General features: G+C 75.5%; 9 protein-coding genes. All 9 read right to left on the bottom strand.

Features of this window, described 5'->3' with window-relative positions; translation table 11 throughout:
- Positions 1 to 14 precede the first annotated feature (14 nt).
- Positions 15 to 1,766: a sensor histidine kinase gene (locus C0216_RS10915; RefSeq protein ID WP_114055081.1), complete on the bottom strand. Its 1,752-nt coding sequence runs from the start codon at positions 1,764 to 1,766 to the stop codon at positions 15 to 17.
- Positions 1,767 to 2,046: 280 nt separating this feature from the next.
- A complete protein-coding gene (locus C0216_RS10910; protein WP_114055080.1) occupies positions 2,047 to 2,232 on the bottom strand; it encodes a hypothetical protein in 186 nt (61 codons plus the stop codon).
- A 230-nt stretch (positions 2,233 to 2,462) separates the two neighbouring features.
- Positions 2,463 to 3,608 carry a 3-deoxy-7-phosphoheptulonate synthase gene (locus tag C0216_RS10905; RefSeq protein WP_114055079.1) on the bottom strand — a complete coding sequence of 382 codons (1,146 nt, stop codon included), beginning with the start codon at positions 3,606 to 3,608 and terminating at the stop codon, positions 2,463 to 2,465.
- A complete protein-coding gene (locus C0216_RS10900; protein WP_114055078.1) occupies positions 3,605 to 5,005 on the bottom strand; it encodes a DHA2 family efflux MFS transporter permease subunit in 1,401 nt (466 codons plus the stop codon). The genes C0216_RS10905 and C0216_RS10900 overlap by 4 nt, the downstream gene beginning before the upstream one ends.
- Entirely contained in the window at positions 5,002 to 15,000 is a 9,999-nt protein-coding gene (locus C0216_RS10895) for a non-ribosomal peptide synthetase (protein WP_114055077.1), read from the bottom strand. Before C0216_RS10895 ends, C0216_RS10900 begins: the two co-directional genes overlap by 4 nt.
- Positions 15,001 to 15,786, bottom strand: coding sequence for an ABC transporter ATP-binding protein (locus C0216_RS10890; protein ID WP_114055076.1), 786 nt, complete (start codon positions 15,784 to 15,786; stop codon positions 15,001 to 15,003).
- On the bottom strand, positions 15,783 to 16,778 hold the full coding sequence (locus tag C0216_RS10885; RefSeq protein WP_114055075.1) for a FecCD family ABC transporter permease: 996 nt from the start codon (positions 16,776 to 16,778) through the stop codon (positions 15,783 to 15,785). The genes C0216_RS10890 and C0216_RS10885 overlap by 4 nt, the downstream gene beginning before the upstream one ends.
- Positions 16,775 to 17,794, bottom strand: coding sequence for a FecCD family ABC transporter permease (locus tag C0216_RS10880; protein ID WP_114055074.1), 1,020 nt, complete (start codon positions 17,792 to 17,794; stop codon positions 16,775 to 16,777). The genes C0216_RS10885 and C0216_RS10880 overlap by 4 nt, the downstream gene beginning before the upstream one ends.
- Complete coding sequence (locus C0216_RS10875) at positions 17,791 to 18,798, bottom strand: ABC transporter substrate-binding protein (protein WP_114055073.1); 1,008 nt, start codon at positions 18,796 to 18,798, stop codon at positions 17,791 to 17,793. Before C0216_RS10875 ends, C0216_RS10880 begins: the two co-directional genes overlap by 4 nt.
- Between the last annotated feature and the right edge of the window lie 65 nt (positions 18,799 to 18,863).

Genomic DNA, 18,863 nt, shown 5'->3' with positions numbered 1-18,863 from the left:
GGTGGGGGTGGGGGTCACGTCTCGCCGTCCGCCTGGGCGAGGCCGAAGCCGCGTTGGAAGGCGGCCATCAGGTGCGGGTCGTGGACGGGCTGATCGGGTGCGGGCGGGCGGGCCGGTGCGGGGGTGTCGCGCAGTCCGGGCGCGAGGTGTGACTGGGCGCGCCGGCGGGGCAGCGGCGGCCGCCCGGCCGCGGCCGCGGCCCGCCCGGCCGGTACGGGCACGCCCGCGGCGTCGGGGCCGGGGGGTACGGGCCAGGGGGCCGGGGCCGGGGCAGGGGCCGGGGCGCCGGGCGGTACCCGCCACGGGGCAGCGGCGGGCGCGGCGGCCGGAGCGGGGCCGCCGGGGAGCGGGGGCCCGGCGGCGCGGGCCGGCTCCGGCGCGGGGCGGGCCGGTTCCCGGGGCTCCGGTACGGCGGGCGCCGGGAGGCGGGGGTCGGTGTACGGGCCCGTCTGCGCCGGCGCCTGCATCCGGGCCGGGGCGGCGGGGGGCGCGGCGGGCGCCTCCGGCCGCGGTACGGCCACCCGTGCCGGCTCCAGCGGCGGCGCGGCCGGAGCGCCGTTCCCCGTGGTGGGCCCGTTCAGCGGGCCGTTTCCGGTGCCCCAGGAGGTGGCCCGGGAGCCGCCCTGCCCCTCCCCCGCGCCGGAGGCCTGGGCTCCGAGCAGGTCCTGGGGCAGGACGAGCACGGCGTCCAGGCCGCCGTAGATGTTCGTCTTGAGCTCGACGGCGATGCCGTGCCGGCGGGCCAGCGCCGACACCACGAACAGGCCGATCCGCCCGTCGGCGAGCAGGTGCCGGACGCTGACCTGGTCGGGGTCGGCGAGGAGCGCGTTCATCCGGTGCAGTTCGGCGGCGGGCATCCCCAGTCCGCGGTCCTCGACCTCCACGGCGATGCCTGCGGTGACCCGTTCGGCGCGCAGCACGACGTCGGTGTCGGGGGCGGAGAACACGGTGGCGTTCTCGACGAGTTCGGCCAGCAGGTGCACGACGTCGGCGACGGCGTGCCCGCGGACGGTGCCGCCCGCCGGCGGCACCACCTTCACGCGCGTGTACTGCTCGACCTCGGCGACGGCCGAGCGCAGCACCTCGCCGAGGTCGATGGGCCGGGTCCACTGGCGGCGGGAGGCGGCGCCGCCGAGCACGGCGAGGTTCTCGGCGTGGCGGCGGATCCGGGTGGCGAGGTGGTCGACGTGGAAGAGCTCCTTGAGGAGGTCGGGGTCCTCGACGGTGTCCTCCAGGCCGTCGAGGAGCGTGATCTCCCGGTGCACGAGGGACTGGAGCCGGCGGGCGAGGTTCATGAACACCTCGACCTTCCGGTCGCTGTCGGAGGGCGCGGCGGGTCCGGCGACCCGTACGAGCGCGGTGTGCGCCTGCTCGCGGGCGCCGCGCAGCTCCTGGGCGAGCAGCCAGAACTCGTCGACGCGCCCGGGGTCGGTGCCGGGGGGCGGGCCGGTGGGGCCGCCGCGGACGGGCCGGTTCGGTGCCTCGCCGCGCTCCAGCCGTTCGGCGGCCGTCCGCAGCTCCTGGCGGCCGCGGATGCTGGAGCGGCGCAGGGCCTCGCAGCGGTCGCGGACGGCCTTGGCGGAGCGCTCGGCGCCGAGGAAGGCAGCGGCGAGCGCGCCGGCGACGAGCAGGGCGCAGCCGACGAGGACGGGCCACAGGCGCGGGTCGCGGTGTCCGGAGCCGCCGCCGAGCTGCAGGGTGAAGATCACGGCAGCGGTCCCGCTGAGGCCGGCGGCGAGGGCGGGCAGCACGGCCGCGCGCACCATCTGGGGCCTTATCTGCCGCCCGGGACCGCCGGCGGCGTGTCTCGACGGGGTGTGGCGGGCAGCGCGGGGTCCGGACATCGGCGTCCTCTACGTGGGGCCCGGGCTCCCCGGGGTATCCGGAGCCCGGTGTTGATCACCGGGTACCCACGCTAGACCGCATCCTCACGCCGCCGATGACGAGTTGGGGAAGTTCACCGGGGTGCTTCCTGCTCCCGGTGGACCGCTCGCACGACCGCCCGAATCCGCGGAGCGCGGATGTCCGGGCGGCCGCGGTCCGGGATCAGGCGGCCTGGTCCCTGCGGAGCCAGGCGATTCCGCCGGCGATGCTCACGGCACCGGTGAGGGGCACCGTGACGGCGGTGGCACTGTCCCCGAACGCCGGAGCGGCAAGCGCGGCAAGCAGACAGAACCCGGCGGCAGCCCACATGAGCCCCTCGCCCCGAACCCGCATCCGAATCCTGCTCACGCGTCTTCCTCCTTGGTCATCACACGGTCAACAAGGCGACGGGGAGATCCGCAAGAGAGAGCACGGCACACGGCACGGGCCGAATGGCGCCGCGCCGACGGCAGGACCGCACGCGCAGCACGCTGCACGCAAAGGACATGCCTTTCCCCCCGGTTGAACCTGCCGGTGGTCAGCCGGCACCCGTCACGCTACCAAACGGCGTTCGCCGGGAGCGGGGCCGCAATGCCAGGTCACGGGCCGTCCGGGACGTGCACCGCGCCCGTGCGCACCGCCGGCCACCCGCCCGGGCCCCGGCTCCGGCGGTGGGAGGCCAGGGCCAGGCTTTCGAGCAGCGGGACGGTGCGGGACCAGCCGAGGCAGGAGTCGGTGACGCTCACGTCGGGGCGCGGCTGCGGGGCGTGGGGGTCCTGTCTCCCGTCGGACAGGTATGACTCGATCATGACGCCGGCCAGGGAGGGGTCGCCGTCGGTGATCTGCCCGGCCAGGTCGGCGACCACGGCCGGCTGGCGGTTGTGGTCCTTGCCGCTGTTGCCGTGGGAGGCGTCGACCACGATGCGCCGGGGGAGGCCGGATGCGGCGAGGGCCGAGCGGGCCTTCGCGATGCTCTCCCGGTCGTGGTTCGGGGTGGGACCGCCGCGGAGGACGAGGTGGGCGTCGGGGTTTCCGGCGCTGCGGAGCGTGGTGAGGCGGCCGTCGGAGGAGAGGCCGGGGAGGGTGTGCGGGTGGGCTGCGGCCTGGACTGCGGCGATCGCGGTGTCCGTGCTGCCGGAGACGCAGTTCTTCATGCCGACCGGCATGGGGAGCCAGGAGGCCAGGTGGCGGTGGGGCTGGCTGGCTACGGTGCGCGCGCCGATGGCGGCCCACGACACCGTGTCCGCCACGTACGGGGCGAGGGCGGGATCCACGAACTCGTACGCGAGGGGCAGGCCCGTGGCGGCCGCCTCCGTCAGGAAGGACCGGCCGAGGCGCAGACCCCCGTCCAGGTCGGCCCTGCCGTCGAGGGAGGGGGAGGTGAGCAGGCCGGTCCAGCCAGTGACGGTGCGGGGCTTCTCCAGGTAGGCGCGGAAGACGAGGACCAGGTCGTCGGCGAGGCGCTCCGCGGCGTCGGCGAGCAGCGCCGCGTACTCCAGTGCGGCGGCGGTGTCGTGGACCGAGCAGGGCCCGACGACGACGAGCAGGCGGGGGTCCCGGCGGGCGAGGACGGCGGCGACGGTGTCGCGGTGCCGGGCGACGGCTTCGGCGCCCGCCTGGGGCAGGGGGTGGGCCGAGGCCAGCTCGGCGGGCGTGGGCAGCGGGCGGGCCGTGGCGAGATCGGCCGGCGTGGGCAGCGGGCGCACCGCGGCGGCGTCGGCCGGTGCGGGGAGGGGACGGGTCATGACTTCCTCACGTGGGTACGGGGCAGCCTGGTGGCCCCGGCGGCGGCGAGCAGGCAGAAGCCGAGCACCCACCAGAAGGTGTCGGCGAACGCCCGGGAGATGTCCGGGCCTCGGGCGGCGAGCCGGTTCTGGAGGACCACGGCGAGAGCCGCGGTGCCGACCGAGCCGCCGACGGTGTTGAGCAGGTTGAGCGCTCCGGACGCCCGTGGGAGGTGCTGGGGCTCGGTCCGGCTGTAGACGATGTTCATGACGGGCGCGCCGACCATCGCCATCCCTACGCCGCGGACCACGAGGGCCGAGGCGACGGCGGCGTCCGGGAGTCCGTGGCCGAGCCAGGTGAACGGGAGCGTGCCGGCGACGATCAGCGCGATGCCGGAGACCGCCAGGGTCCGCGGGACGGTTTTGTCGATGGTGCGGTTGACCAGGACGGACCCGGCCGCCGCGCCCAGGCCCTGGGGGGCGAGCAGCAGCCCGGCCTCCCAGGGCGACAGCGCGCGGCCGGTCTGGAAGTACAGCGGCAGCAGGAACGTCGTCCCGAAGACCGACGCGCCCAGGACCAGGAGTGCCAGTGCGGCGGCGCCGAACGGCGGGCGGGCGAACAGCCGCGGGTCGACGAGCGGTGTGCGGCGGGTCCTCAGCCCGTGCACGGTGAAGGCGGCCAGCATCGCCAGGCCTGCCGCCACGGCGAGCGCGGACGGGAGGGTCCGGCCGTGGGCCGCCTCGGTCAGTCCGAGTACCAGCACGGCCAGGCCGGGCGAGAGCAGCAGCGCCCCGCGCAGGTCGAAGGCGGTCCGCCGGTCCGACGGCGGAATGTCGGGCACATGGCGGCGGGCGAGCACCACCGCCGCCGCACCGATGGGCAGGTTGACGAGGAACAGCCACGGCCAGGGTGCCACCGCGAGGAGGGAACCGCCGGCCAGCGGGCCGAGGACGGGGGACAGCAGCGGCACGACCGCGACGATGCTGATCACCCGCCCGGTGCGGCCGGGGCCGGCGACGCGGGCCAGGAGGGCCTGCCCGGTGGCGGGCAGCAGCCCGCCGCCGAGGCCCTGGAGTACGCGGAACACGGTCAGGCTGGTCGCCGACCAGGCGAGCGCGCACAGCGCCGAGCCGAGCAGGAACACCCCCACCGCGGCGAGCCAGGTGCGGCGGCCGCCGAACCGGTCGGCGAGCCAGCCGGACGCGGGCACGGCGGCCACGACGGCCAGCAGGTAGGCGGTGCTGATCCACTGGACCTCGGCGACGCCGGCCCCGAACTCGTCGGCCAGGGTGTCGATCCCGACGCTGACGATCGTGGCGTCGATCGTCGCCATGAAGGTGCCGAGGACCAGGATGAACGCGATCCGCAGCAGTCCCCGGTCGACCCGCTCGGCCGGCGGGGCGGCGTCCGCGCTCATCGGTGCCCCAGGAGGGTGCGCACATCGTCGTCGAGGCGGCTGCCCAGGGCGCGGAGCAGGTCCAGGAGTTCCTCGGCGAGGCCCTCGGCGTCCGCCCCGGGCCGGCGGGCGAGGACTCCGGTCCAGCCGTCGCCGTCGGGCATGACGGTCAGGGTCACCGGGTGGTGTGTGGCCTCGCGGAACCGGGTGCCGACGACGGTCAGTCCGGGGGCGGGTTCGCGCAGCCGGTCCGGGTCCACCGGGTAGTTCTCGAACACCACGAGGCTGTCGAACAGCCTGCTGCGGCCGGTCAGCCGTTCCAGGTCCGCCAGGGCGACGTGGTGGTGCTCGACCAGTGCCCGCTGCCTGGCCTGCAGGTCGTGCAGCACGTCGGCGAGGGTGCCCGCGAGTCGGGCGCGTACCGGGACGGTGTTGGCCAGCAGGCCGATGATCTCCTCGACCCCCTCCAGCTCCGGGGGCCGGCAGGCGACCATCGCGCCGAAGCAGACGTCGTCGCGGCCGGACCTGCGCGCGAGCAGCACCGACCAGGCGCCCTGCACCAGCGTGTTCCGGGTCAGGCCGCGCTGCGCGGCGAGCTCGGACAGCTCGGCGACCAGCGCCGCGTCGAAGGCGATGACCTCGGGCTCCTGCCAGGCGGGCCCGAGTTCCCGGGCCCCCAGGTAGTCCCCCTCGGGCAGACCGTCCAACTCGGCCGCCCAGGGGGCGAGGGCGGGCTCGTGGCCGGCGCGCCAGCGCAGGTAGTCGGCGAACGGCACGGGAGCGGACAGGCCAGGTTCCTCGCCGCTCAGGCGTGCGGTGTACAGGGCGAACAGCTCGGTGAGGATGCGCGGTGCCGACCAGCCGTCGGAGAGGACGTGATGGCTGGTCAGGACCAGGTCGGCGCGTTCGGGGGCGCGCCGGATCACGGTCAGCCGGTACAGCGGCCCCCGGGCGAGGTCGAACGGCTCGGCGAGGTCGGCGGCCAGTACCTCCTCCGCGGGCCCGTCGGACACGCGGAACTCCGGCCGGGCCGCCTCGGGGATCACCGCGAGGTCGGCGGGGAACACGGCGCCCAGGTTGGGGTGGCGGGCCAGCAGGTCGGCGCCGGCTGCGCGCAGGGCGTCGAGGTCGAGCGGCCCGGCCAGGGAGAACGCCGACTGCACGGTGTACGGGTCGGGGCGCTCGGTGCGGGAGTGCCGCAGCATCACCTCCTGGAGGGGGGTGAGCGGTTGTACCTCGGCGGCCCGGCGGCCGCCGTCGAGCGCCCGGATCTCCGGCGCGGCGGCGGTCCGCAGCAGCGCGGTCCTCAGGTGCCCGGCCAGGTCCTCGATCTCGGCGGCGGTGAACAGTGCGGACGGCCAGGTGACGCGGATCCGCAGCGCGTCGTCGCGTACCAGGGCGTTGACCATCAGGCTGTGCGGCAGGGGAAGCCCGGCGGAGCCGCCCGAGCCGAGCGGGTCGGCGTCCGGCGGCGCCTGCCAGGGGGTCTCCTCGGCCGGGGCGCCGGGGAACTGCCCGAGGTAGTTCCAGGCGATCTCCGGCCGTACCGGGTCCAGCAGGCCGGCGGTGGTGAGGACGCCGTGGCCGAGGCCGTCGCCCTGGGCGCGCAGCCGCTCCGCGACGGCCTTGACGCCGTCGTCGGCGTGGACCCGTACCGGGTGGACGGCGGTGAACCAGCCGACGGTCTGCGAGAGGTCGACGTGCGGCGGGCGCCCGTGGCTCTCCAGCGCGACCAGCAGCTCCCGTGTGCCGCGCCAGGCCCGGACCGCCTGGGCGAGCGCCGAGAGCAGCACGGCGTCCGGTGTGGTGCGATGGGCGGCGGGCAGGGTCGTGACCAGGGCGCGGGTGGCGTCGGCGTCGAGCCGGATCTCGTGGTGGGCCGCGGTGGCCGCGGTGTCCCGGGCGGGATCGAGGGGCCGGCCGATCGCCGGCGTGGCGGTCATCCGCTGCCAGTGCGGCAGTTCGGCCGTCCGGTCGGCTTCGTGCAGGGAGCGGGCCCAGGCGAGGAACGACTGGCCGTGCCGGGCCAGCGCGCCGCCGGAGTGGGCGTGCCGGATGTCGTCCAGCAGGATGCGCCAGGACACGCCGTCGGCGACGAGGTGGTGGGCGAGCAGGACGAGCCTGCCCGGCCGGGCGGGACCGGCGTCGACCCACAGGGCGCGCAGCAGCGGGCCGGTGCGCGGGTCCATCGTGTCGCGGGCCCGGGCGGTCCAGGCGTCGATCCGGGACCGCGGCTCGTCGTCGGCCGGTATGCGGGTCAGCACGTCGGCTGCCGTCACGGCGCCGGCGGGAGGGATGCGCAGCACGGTGTCGCCGTCGGCCAGGCGGGCGCGCAGCACGTCGTGCCGGGCCAGGACGGCGTCGATCACGGCCTCCCAGGCGGCCTCGTCGCCGCCCGGGGGCACGCAGAGCTCCACCCACTGGCAGAAGCCGTCCGCGGCGGTGCCGGCGCGGTGCAGCAGGTCGTGCATGACCGGCGTCAGCGGGGCGTCGCCGACGGCGGGAGCCCCGCCGTCGCCGAGGGTGCGGGCCAGCGCCGCGATCCCGGCGACGGTCACTCCCCCGAACACGTCGCGGGCGGTCAGGCCGAGACCGCGGCGGCGGGCCCGGGACACCACCTGAAGGGCCACGATGCTGTCGCCGCCGATGGCGAAGAAGTCGTCGTCGGGTCCGATGGCGTCGGCTCCGAGGATGTCCCGGAACACGTCGAGCAGCACCGCCTCGGCCCCGGTGGCGGGTTCGCGCCGCGCCGCGGCGGCGGTCTGCGGGTCCGGCAGCGCGGCGGTGTCGAGCTTTCCGCCGGGGGTCAGCGGCAGCCGGTCGAGGGTGGCGAGGGCGGCGGGGACCATGTGGTCGGGCAGCTCCGCGGCCAGGTGGGCGCGCAGCTGTGCGGTGTCGGGGGCGGCGCCGTCGGTCGGGATGGCGTATCCGACGAGCCTGCCGTCGCGCACGATCACCGCGGCGGCGCGGACGTCGGGGTGGCGGGTCAGGGCGGATTCGATCTCGCCCAACTCGACGCGGAAGCCGCGGATCTTGACCTGGTGGTCGACTCGGCCGAGGAACACGAGCTGCCCGTCCGCCCGCCACCGTACGCGGTCGCCGGTGCGGTACATCCGCTCGCCGGGCGGGCCGTACGGGTCGGCGACGAAGGCCGCGGCGGTCAGGGCGGGGCGGCCGAGGTAGCCGCGGGCCAGGCTCGGCCCGGCGAGGTAGAGCTCGCCCGTCACGCCGGTGCCGACCGGCTGGAGCCCGCCGTCGAGCACGTAGGCGCGGACGTTGGGGTCGGGGCGGCCGATGGGCAGCGGACCGGCGCCGTCGTCCTCGTCGGGGTCGTACCGCCAGGTCACGGCGTTGATGGTGGCCTCGGTGGGCCCGTAGGCGTTGAAGAGCGCCCTGCGGCCGGTGCCCCAGCGCCGCGCCAGGCCGGGGTCGAGGCGCTCGGCTCCGACGACGAAGAACACGTCGGGGTGGACCGTGCGGTCGTCGGGCATGGCGGCCAGGAACGACGGCAGCAGGTTCACTCCGGTCACGCGGTGCTCGGCGATGTAGTCGAGCAGTTCGTCGCCGGGTACGCGCACCTCCTCGGGGGCGATCACGGACGTGCCGCCCGACAGCAGCGGCACCATGGTCTGCCAGAACGCGACGTCGAAGCCGGTCGACGCGAAGTGCAGGTAGCGGTCGTGCTCGGTGACGCCGACGACCTCCTCCTGGAGGGCGACCAGGTCGGGCACGCCGCGGTGGGTGAGCCCGACTCCCTTGGGCCGCCCGGTGGTGCCGGAGGTGTAAATGACGTACGCGAGGGAGTCGTCGGTGAGAGCGGCGCGCGCCCCGGCCGGGTCGGTGTCCGGTGCGGAGGCGAGCGTGGCCGGTTCGTCCAGCCTGAGTACCGGTAGGTCGCGCTCGACGGGCAGTTCGGCCCCGGTCGTCACGACGGCGGCCGGCGCGATGTCGTCGAACATGTAGGCGAGCCGGTCCCGGGGGTAGGCGGCGTCCATCGGCACGTACACGGCACCGGCCTTGGCCACGCCGAACAGCGCAACGGTCATCTCGACGTCGCGGCCCAGCAGGACCGCCACCGGGTCCTGGGGCCGCACCCCGCGCTCGATGAGCGCGTGGGCCAGCCGGTTGGCCTGCCGGTCCAGTTCGGCATAGCTGAGGCTGCGGTCGCGGCAGACCAGGGCTTCCGCGTCGGGCTTGCGGCGCACCCAGCCGGCGAACTCGTCCAGCCAGTGCCCGCGTTGCCTGGCGGGCACGGCCTCCGTGCCGGTACGGAGCATCCGCTCGCGCTCGTCGGGGCCGAGGGCGGGCAGCCGGACGGCGGGCCGCACCGGGTCGTCGACGATCTCCCGCAGCAGGTTGTGCAGCCAGCGGCCGTAGTCGCGCACGGTCGCCTCGGCGAAGGCGCGCGGCTGGTAGCCGAGGCCGATGGTGATCTCGTCTTCGGGGATCACGATCACGGTCAGCGCGTAGTGGGTGGCGTCGGTGATGTCCACTGCGGCCAGTTCCAGGCCCGGGGCGAGCGGGGTGCGCTTCCGGCTGGACAGCGGGAAGTTCTCCACCACCAGCATGGTGTCGAAGAGTTCGCCGAGGCCCGCTGCCCGCTGGATCCCGGGGAGTCCGACGTGGTGGTGCTCCGCGAGGGCGACGCTGTCGGCGTGCACGTCCGCCAGGAGGTCCCGCGCGGTCTGGTCCTGGGTGTGCCGGACGCGGACCGGGATGGTGGTGCCGAGCTGGCCGATCATCGACTCGACGCCGTCGACCTCGGAGGGCCGCCCGGACACCGGGCAGCCGAAGACGACGTCCCGGCTCCCGGTGAGCCTGCCCAGGAGCAGGCCCCAGGCGGTCTGGAGCACCGTGGTCAGGGTGACGCCCTGCTCGCGGGCGAAGGTGCGCAGCCGGTCGCTGAACTCCCGGCCCAGCGCGAGCGTCACGCGGCCGGGCCGCTCGACGCCGGTGCCGGTGCCCGCCGGTGCCAGGCGCGTCGCGTCGTCGAGTCCGGCCAGGGCGTCCCGCCACGCGTCCAGGGACGCGGGGTGGTCCCGGCCTGCCAGCCACCGGAAGTACTCCGCCAGCAGCGGGGCCGCGGGTGCGGCGGGGCCGCCGCCGAGTTCGGCGTAGAGGGCGAGCAGGGTGCGGCCGACCAGCGGCATCGACCAGCCGTCGAGCAGGGCGTGGTGGTTGGTGATCACCAGCTTGTGCTCGGCCGGGCCGGTCCGGGAGAGCAGGAAGCGGATCAGCGGCGGTCTGGCCGGGTCGAAGGGGCGCTCCAGTTCGGCGCGGGCGGCCTCGGGGAAGCGGTCGTCGCACCGCCACTCCAGGAGGGTGCCGGCGGGCACCACCTGCACCACGTCGTCGCCGGCCTGGGCGAGGTACACGCGCAGGGCGGGGTGGCGGCGCAGCAGTTCGCGGGCGGCCTCGGCCATCCGGTCGGGGTCGAGTTCGCCGACCAGGGTGGTCACGGCCTGGACGACGTAGACGTCGGTGTCGCGGTCGTCGCGGACCTGGGTGTGGAAGGAGAGTCCGACCTGGAGCGGGGTGGCGGGCAGGACGTCGGCGACCGGTCCGGCGGCGGCGCCTTCGAGCGCGTCGATGGCGGCCTGGTCGAGGTCGACGAGCGGCAGGTCCGACGGGGTGAGGCCGCCCGCGGTGTCGCGCGCGTGGGCGGCGAGCGCCTCCAGTGCCGCGTCCCAGGCCGTCTGCAGCGCCGCGACCGCTTCGGTGCCGAGCACCCCGGTCGCGGCGGTCCACTCAACGGCGAGCCGGGGCGCGCCCCCCTCGTGGACGAAGCAGTTCAGGGCCAGGACCTGTTCCAGGGCCTTGGCGCCGGGTTCGGTCACCGAGAAGGCGTCCTGCTCGGGCAGCTGCCAGCCCGTGCCGGGCAGGGGGGCGAACCGGCCGAGGTAGTTGAGCAGCACGTCCGGCGGCGGGGTGGCGGACAGCTCGGGGCCGGCCACCGGGTCGAGGGAGCGCAGGACGCCGTAGCCGAGGCCGCCGTCGGGGACGCCCCGCTTGGCCTCCTTGGCCGCGCGCAGCACCTGCCGCACGTCGCCGGCCGTGGGGACGCGGACCGGGTACTCGCTGGTGAACCAGCCGACCGTACGGGACAGGTCGAGGTGTTCGCGGCCGTGGCCCTCCATGGTGACGGCCACCGCCTCGCCGGCCGGGCCCCACGCGCGCAGGGCCAGTACGAGCGCTGCCAGCAGCACCTCGTCGGCGCCTGCCCGGTAGGCGGCGGGCAGGGTCGTCAGCACAGCCTCGGTGGCCTCGGCCGTGGCGAGGGTGACGGACCGGTGGGCGGTGGACACGGTGTCCCGCTCCTGGTCGAGCGGGCGGGCGCCCAGCCGTACGGCGGAGTCGAGCGCGGTCCGCCAGTGGTCGAGCTCGTCCCGCCGTGCTCCGGTCCTGCCCTGTTCGGCGAGGAGTGCTGCGTGCCGCCGCCATGACGCCCCGACGGGGGCGAGGCTGCCGCCCGTGCAGGCCGTCTGGAGGTCGGGCAGGAGCACCCGCCAGGACACGCCGTCCATGGCGAGGTGGTGGACGACGACGACCAGGCGGTCCGCCGTGCCGTCGCCGGTGCGCAGCAGCGCAGCCCGCACCAGGTCGCCGGTGCGGGGGTCGAGCTCCTCGGCGAGGCGCTCCGCGAGGGCGGTCGGGTCGGTGCCGGGGACTTCGCGGACGTCGGCCTTCACGGCCTGCTTCGGCAGTACCTCCAGTCCGTCGCCGCCGACCCGCAGCCGCAGCGCGTCATGGTGGTCGAGCACGGTCTGCACGCCCGTGGCGAGGTCGTCGAGGGCGAGCGTGTCGACGCGCAGGGCCGTCCACTGCGCGTAGCCGGCGACGGTGTCCACGTCGGGGTGCGGGTCGAGCAGGCCGCGCACGATCGGCGGCGCCGGCACCGGTCCGGTCGGCTCGTCCGCCGGCTCGGCCGCGTCGTCCACCGGCACGGCGGAGGCGGCCAGGGCGGCGAGGCTGCGGCGTGCCAGGAGGTCCCGCGGCCGCAGCACCAGGCCCTTGGCCCGCAGCCTGCTGCTGACGGTGATCGCGGTGATGCTGTCGCCGCCGAGGGCGAAGTAGTCGTCGTCCACGCCGACCCGCTCGATGTCGAGCACCTCGGCGAGGACCCCGCACAGCAGGCGCTCCCGCTCGGTGCGGGGCTCGCGGCCGCCGCCGGTCGCCGCGGGTGCGGGAAGGGCGGCGCGGTCGAGCTTGCCGTTGGGGGTGAGCGGCAGCGCGTCGAGCACCACCACGGCGGCGGGCACCAGGTGGTCGGGGAGCCGCTCGGCCAGGTGGGCGCGCACCGCCTCCGGGGTGGCGGAGGCGGACACGACGTAGCCGACCAGCCGCGAGGAGCGGACGGCGGCGGCGGCCGCGGTGACGCCGGGTACCGCGCCGAGTGCGGCCTCCACTTCCCCGGTCTCGACGCGGTGGCCGCGGATCTTGACCTGTCCGTCGCTGCGGCCCAGGTACTCCAGGCCGCGGCCGGGCACCCAGCGCGCCAGGTCGCCCGTGCGGTACATGCGGTCGCCGGGTGAGCCGAACGGGTCGGCGACGAAGCGTTCGGCGGTCGCGCCGGGCCGGCCGAGGTAGCCGCGGGCCAGGTGCGGTCCGGCCAGGTACAGCTCGCCCGCGGTGCCGTGCGGCACCGGTTGCAGGGCGCTGTCGAGCAGGTAGGTCCGGGTGCCGGCGAGCGGGTGGCCGATCGTCGGGGTGTCGCCGTCGATCCGCGCGGAGCTGCTGGTGACGGATGCCTCGGTCGGCCCGTACATGTTGCGCGCGGCGGTCCCGGATCCGGCGATGCGGCGCCACAGCGCGGGCGGTGTCGCCTCTCCGCCGAGGACGAGCAGGGTGGGGCGGAGGTCGAGCAGTCCGCCGTCCAGCAGGGGTGCGGCCATCGACGGGGTGGTGTCGATGATGTCGATGCCGTCGCGGGCGCAGGCGGCGAGGAGTGCGTCGGCGTCGCGGGTCGTCTCGGCGTCGTAGACGTGCAGTTCGTGCCCGCAGAGCAGCCAGACCAGGTGCTCGAACGCGGAGTCGAAGGCGAACGAGTAGGTGTGGGCGGCGCGCAGCCGCCTGCCGGCGGCGCGTTCAGCCTCCGCGACGACGGTCGCCCGCTGGTGGTGCAGGAGTGCGGCGAGTCCGCCGACCCGGCCGAGCACCCCCTTGGGGCGTCCGGTGGAGCCGGAGGTGTGGATGACGTAGGCGAGGTGGTCGGGGTGCCGGGGTTCGGCCAGTTCACCTGCCGTCAGAGGGGTGCCGGGAAGTCCGGCGGCCTCGCGGACGAAGGAGTCCCAGGGCAGGCCGGCGACGGATCCGTCGGTGAGGACGAGCGCGGGGCGGGTGTCGTCGAGGAGCGCGCGCAGCCGCTCCTGCGGGTACGCGGCGTCCAGCGGCAGGAAGGCGGCTCCGGCGTCCATCACGGCGAGGAGGGCGGCCACCAGGTCGGCAGAGCGCGGCAGGGCGAGGGCCACGACGTCGCCGGGGCCGATCCCGCGGGCCCGGAGGGCGCGGGCGAGCCGGTGTACGCGGTCCGCGAGCTCCCCGGCGGACAGCCGGTCCGCACCGCACACCAGCGCGGTGCGCGCGGGGTCGGCGGCGGCCATGGCGTCGAAGGCGGTGGGGACGTCCAGGGGGGTGCCGGGCAGGGCACGCGGCGACCAGTCGGCGAGGAGGCGGTCGACGTCGCCGGCGAGGGCGATCCGGCCCACGGGGCGGCCGTCGACCAGGTCGGCCAGCAGGGTGCGCAGGCCGGCCAGTCTGCCGTCGACGGCGGCCTGGTCGGTGCTGCGGGCGTCGACCTCGAAGCCGAGCAGCAGCCCGCCGTCGCGCGTCGGCAACACGCTCAGCCCCATGTCCTCGGGCGGGCCTCCGGCGACGTTGCGCATCACGCCGGTGGCGCCGGCGAAGTCGATCGCCAGGTCGAACGCCTTGAGGTTGATGCCGCGTCCGTGCAGGAGGGCGCCGGCGCCGGGCGCGCCGAGGTCGCGCGGCAGGTCCTCGCCGCGGTAGCGCTGGTGGTCGCGCATCTCCCGCATGGCGGAGGCGACGCTGCGGCTCAACTCCCCCAGGCGGTCGCCGGGGTGGACGGCGACCCGCAGCGGCAGCACGTTGACGGCCATGGCGGGGGTGCGCAGTTCGGCGGAGCCGGTCCGGCACATCAGCGGCAGCGCGAACACCACGTCGGTGCGGCCCAGCGCGCGGTGCAGGTACGCGGCGTAGCAGGCGATCAGCGCCTCGCCCCAGGTGACGCCCTCCCGGTCGGCGAACGCGCGGAGGCGGGCGGTCTCTTCGGGGGTGACGACGGTGCGGGCGGTCAGGGTGTGCTCGGGCGGACCGGCGGCGGTGTCGGGGTCGCCGAGGGGCCCGAGGTCGGGGAGCGGGGTGAAGCGCTCGACCCAGTACGCGCGGTCCTCGGCGGACTTGTCGCTGTCCCGGTAGGCCCGGTCGGCGGCGAGGAGGTCGGCGAAGCGGCCGAAGGGGGACGGCGGCGCCTCGGTGCCGCGTACGAGGGCGGTGTAGCGGGCGGCGGTGCGGCGGGCGAGCATCGCGGCGGTGTAGCCGTCGAAGACGAGGTGGTGGCCGAGCTGCGTGTACCAGACCTCGCGCTCGGAGAGCCTGATGACGGTCCGCGTGTACAGCGGCCGGTCCACCATGCCCCGGCACTGCCCGGCGGCCCGGGCCCGTTCGGCGTCGACGAGTGCGTGGGCTGCCGCCCTGGGGTCGGCTTCGCCGCTGACGTCGGCGATGCGGGGCGGCAGGACCGGTTCGCCGCTGATCGTCTGGCGCGGGCCGTCCGGGGTGTCGTGGAAGCGCAGCCGGAGGCTTTCGGCCTCCTCCGTGGTGGCGCGGACCGCCTCGGCGAGGGCGTCGGCGTCGACGGGGTCCGCGCCGGATATCTCCACGACGTCGCCGACGAGGTAGTACGGCGAGTCGGGTTCGAGGCGCTGGGCGTTCCAGATGCCCAGCTGGGCACTGGTCAGTGCGTGCAGGCCGTCCGGGGACACGCGTGCGGTGGTCACTTACTCTCCTTGCAGGGTGGGGACGACCATCGGCGTGGCGGTCACCGGGTCGGGGATGATGACGCTCGGCAGGTCGAACACGTCCTTGATCAGCGCTGCGTCCACGATGTCGGCGGGGGCGCCCTCGGCGACCACCCGCCCGTCCTTCATGGCGACCAGGTGGTCGGCGAACCGGCAGGCCTGGTTGATGTCGTGGAGGACGGCGATCACGGTGCGTCCCTCGTCGCGCAGCCCGGCCAGCAGGCCGAGGAGCTGGTACTGGTGGGTGATGTCGAGGAAGGAGGTGGGTTCGTCGAGCAGCAGGCAGGGCGTCCGCTGGGCGAGCACCATGGCCATCCAGACCCGTTGCCGCTGCCCGCCGGAGAGTTGCTGCACGGGCCGCTCCGCCAGGTCGGCGACGCCGGCGGCGGCCATCGCGTCGGCGACCGCCTCCTCGTCGCCCTGCGACCACAGCGCCAGGAGCGGCTGGTGGGGGAACCTGCCTCGGCGTACGAGCTGTCTGACCTTGATGTCTTCGGGGGCCTGGGGGTCCTGCGGCAGGAAGCCGAGCTGCTTGGCGAGTGCCTTCGGCGGGTACCGCCCTACGTCCCGTCCGTCGAGGTGTACGTGGCCGGCGGTGGGGCGCAGCAGCCGGACGAGGGCGCGCAGCAGGGTCGACTTCCCGCAGGCGTTGGGGCCCACGATGGCGGTGAACGCACCGTCGGGGACGTCGAGGCTGAGGCCGGTGGAGACCACCCGGTCGCCGTGGCGCAGGGTGATCTCCCGCGCGGTCAGGCGTGCGGTCACGTTCGTCTCACTTCCTTGGCCAGCAGCCAGATCAGGTAGCAGCCGCCGATCGCGGTGCTCACGACGCCGACGGGCAGCGCGACGGGCGCCAGCAGCATCCGGGCGAGCAGGTCGGCGCCTTGGAGGAGCACCGCACCGGTCAGCGCGGCGGGGAGCAGGGGCACGCCGGCCGCTCCGGTGAGCCGGCGGCCGATCTGCGGGGCGGCGAGGGCGATGAAGGCGATCGGTCCGGCCACCGCGGTCACCGTGGCGGTGCAGCCGACTCCGGCCAGCACCATCAGCAGCCGCAGCCGGTCGAGCCGCACCCCGGTGGCGGCGGCGACCGCGTCGCCGAGCGCCGCCTGGTGCATGGCGTGGGCGCGGGAGGCGATGAGGGCCGTCAGCACGGCGATGACGGCGAACGGGATCCGGAGGTCGGGCCAGCCGATGCCGTTGAGGGAGCCGGCGCTCCAGCCGACCGCGGCGATCGCCACCTCCAGTTCGGCGCGCAGCACGATCCACGAGTTGACGGCGGTCACCATCGCGTTGACCGCGATGCCGATCACCACCAGCCGCAGCCCCGAGAAGCCCCGGTCGAAGGAGAGGAGGTAGATCGCTGCGGCGGTGGCGAGCCCGCCGAGCACCGAGCCGGCGGCGAGCTGCGCGGATGTGCCGGACAGCACGGTGAGGGCGACCAGGGCGCCGGTGTAGGCGCCCGCGTCGAGGCCGATCACGTCGGGGCTGCCCATCGGGTTGCGGGTGAGGTTCTGGAAGATCGCCCCGGCGAGGCCGAGCGCCGCCCCGAAGACCAGGCCCGCCGTGACGCGCGGCAGCCGCCACTCCGTGATCACCACGGAGCGCTCCGCACCGGTGAGTGCGGCGAACACCCTGCCCGGTGAGGACCAGGACGCGCCGTGGCAGAGCCCGAGCAGGGCCAGGCCGAGCCCGGTGGCGGCCAGCACCGCCGCGAGCGCGACCGTGCGGCGTTCGGCGTGCAGTCCGAGGATGTTCACAGTGATCCCTCCCCGTGGCGGCGGACGGAGCGGATCAGCACGGGGCCGCCGAGGAATGCGGTGACGATGGCCACCGGCACCTCGCCGGTGGGCAGCAGGACCCGCGATCCGATGTCGGCGAGCAGCAGCAGGACCGGTCCCAGGACCATCGCGTGGAGCAGCAGCCACAGCGCGGAGCCGGCCGCCGCTCTGCGGACCAGGTGCGGCACGACCAGCCCGATGAAGAGGATCGGCCCGGCCACCGCGGTCGCCGCCCCGGTGAGGACGGTGATCAGCACCAGCGTCGCGGTCCGCACCCGGGTGACGCCGGCGCCCAGTGTGTGCGCCACGCTCTCGCCCAGCGTGAGGGCGTCGAGGGAGCGGCTCAGCAGCAGCGCCCCGAGCAGGCACGCCCCGATGGCGGCCAGCGGCAGTGCCAGGGGCGCCTGTTCGCGGGCCGCCAGCGAGCCGACGGACCAGAAGCGGTAGACGTCGAAGACGTCGGGGAGCATGAGCCTCATGCCGAGGGCGACGCCGCTGAGCACCGCGGTGAGGGCCACGCCGGCGAGGACCAGGCGCAGCGGCGAGGTACGCCCGATCGCGGCGACCAGGAGGGCCGCGCACACCGAGCCGGCGATGGCGAAGCCGAGCTGGCCGGCCTGCCCGGCGGCCAGGCCGAGGGCCGAGCCGACGGTGACGGCGAACCCGGCGCCCGCGGTGACCCCGAGGATGCCGGGCTCGGCCAGCGGGTTGCGGGCCAGCGTCTGGATCAGGGCGCCCGCCACCGCCAGCGCCGCGCCCACGGCGACGGCCAGCAGGGCGCGGGGCGCCCGGACGTTCCGGACGATCACGTGGTCGTCGGTGCCCTGGAAGTCCACCAGCGCCCGTACGACCTCGGCGGGCGGGACCGGGCGGGCACCGACGCCGGTGCTGAGCACGGCGACCACTGCCAGCAGCAGCAGTCCGCCGGCCAGCAGAGCGGCCTGCGGCGCGGGCCGCACGGATCCGGCCCGGGACGCGCGGCCTGCGGGCGTCACTGCTTCAGCAGGGGCGCGAACGCCGTGTCGATTGCCTCCAGGGTCTGGACGGCCTGCCCGTAGGTGGCGGCTTCGGTGTGGCGGATCGGGAAGGCCTTCCCGGCCTTGACGGCGGGCAGGTTCTTCCACAGCTCGGATTCCATGACGTACTTCACCGACTCGGGCAGGCTGCCGTCGGCCTTGACGGAGTAGGTGACGGCGTCCGCTGCGCCGAGGGAGGCGGGCAGCTCCTCCAGGGAGGGGTACTCGCTGACCCCCTTGGAGCCGGGACCGGGCTTCTTGACCTGGCCGTAGTAGGAGGCGCCGATGTTCTCGGCGACGTTGGTGCCCCACGAGCCGCTGAACTCGCGCTGGAAGGTGCCCTTGGCGGCCTCGCCGTACGAGCCGACGTGGCCGAACTTGAGCGGGGCCAGCGCGTCCTTGTACTTCTTGGCCAGTTCGGCGGCCTTGGCCTCGTACGCGGCCTGCACGGTGTCGAACTGCTTGAGTGCGCCGGCGGCGTCGGCCTGCCTGCGCGAGAGGTCGCGCCACGCGGACGGCACGGTGGGGCCGATGGCGACGACGGGGGCGATCGACTCCAGCCGCTTGACGTCGATGTCGCCCAGGACGGGGGCGGGGACGCCGATGACGATGAGGTCCGGTTCGGCCGCGGCGACGGCCTCGTAGTTGGTCTCGGTGGCCTGCTCGCCCGCCACCTTGGGCAGCTTGTTGTAGGCGGCCAGCGCCTCCTTGCCCATCATCGGCTCCCCGCGCTTCCACGTGGAGATCCCGACCAGGGGCGCACCGGCCTCGATCAGGGCGGGCACGGCGTAGCCGGTGGCCACGACGCGCTTCGGGGCGGCGGGGATCGTGATCTTCCCGTTGTCGGCGGCGAACACCCGGGTCCGGTTCTCGGCGCCGGCCCTGCCGGCCGGGTCGGCTGCGTTCCCCGACGAGCCGCATCCGGTCAGGGCCAGGGCGAGGGCCAGGGCGCCGATCAGGCCGGAGGATCTGCGTACGGACATGCGAAAGCTCCTTGAGGTTAGGTAAGCCTAACCTTAGTTGATCTCTAGGGGTGGGGGGTACACGG

Source organism: Streptomyces globosus (assembly GCF_003325375.1).
GTDB classification, from domain to species: Bacteria; Actinomycetota; Actinomycetes; order Streptomycetales; family Streptomycetaceae; genus Streptomyces; species Streptomyces globosus_A.
Note: the sequence above shows the minus strand (reverse complement) of the source record. Positions and strands in the feature narration are given on the sequence as shown.

What these genes read in the sequence shown, in the direction of transcription:
- C0216_RS10915 (WP_114055081.1), bottom strand. Translation starts at nt 1,766, where the DNA reads ATGGTGCGCGCGGCCGTGCTGCCCGCCCTCGCCGCCGGCCTCAGCGGG.
- C0216_RS10905 (WP_114055079.1), bottom strand. Translation starts at nt 3,608, where the DNA reads ATGACCCGTCCCCTCCCCGCACCGGCCGACGCCGCCGCGGTGCGCCCG.
- C0216_RS10900 (WP_114055078.1), bottom strand. Translation starts at nt 5,005, where the DNA reads ATGAGCGCGGACGCCGCCCCGCCGGCCGAGCGGGTCGACCGGGGACTG.
- C0216_RS10875 (WP_114055073.1), bottom strand. Translation starts at nt 18,798, where the DNA reads ATGTCCGTACGCAGATCCTCCGGCCTGATCGGCGCCCTGGCCCTCGCC.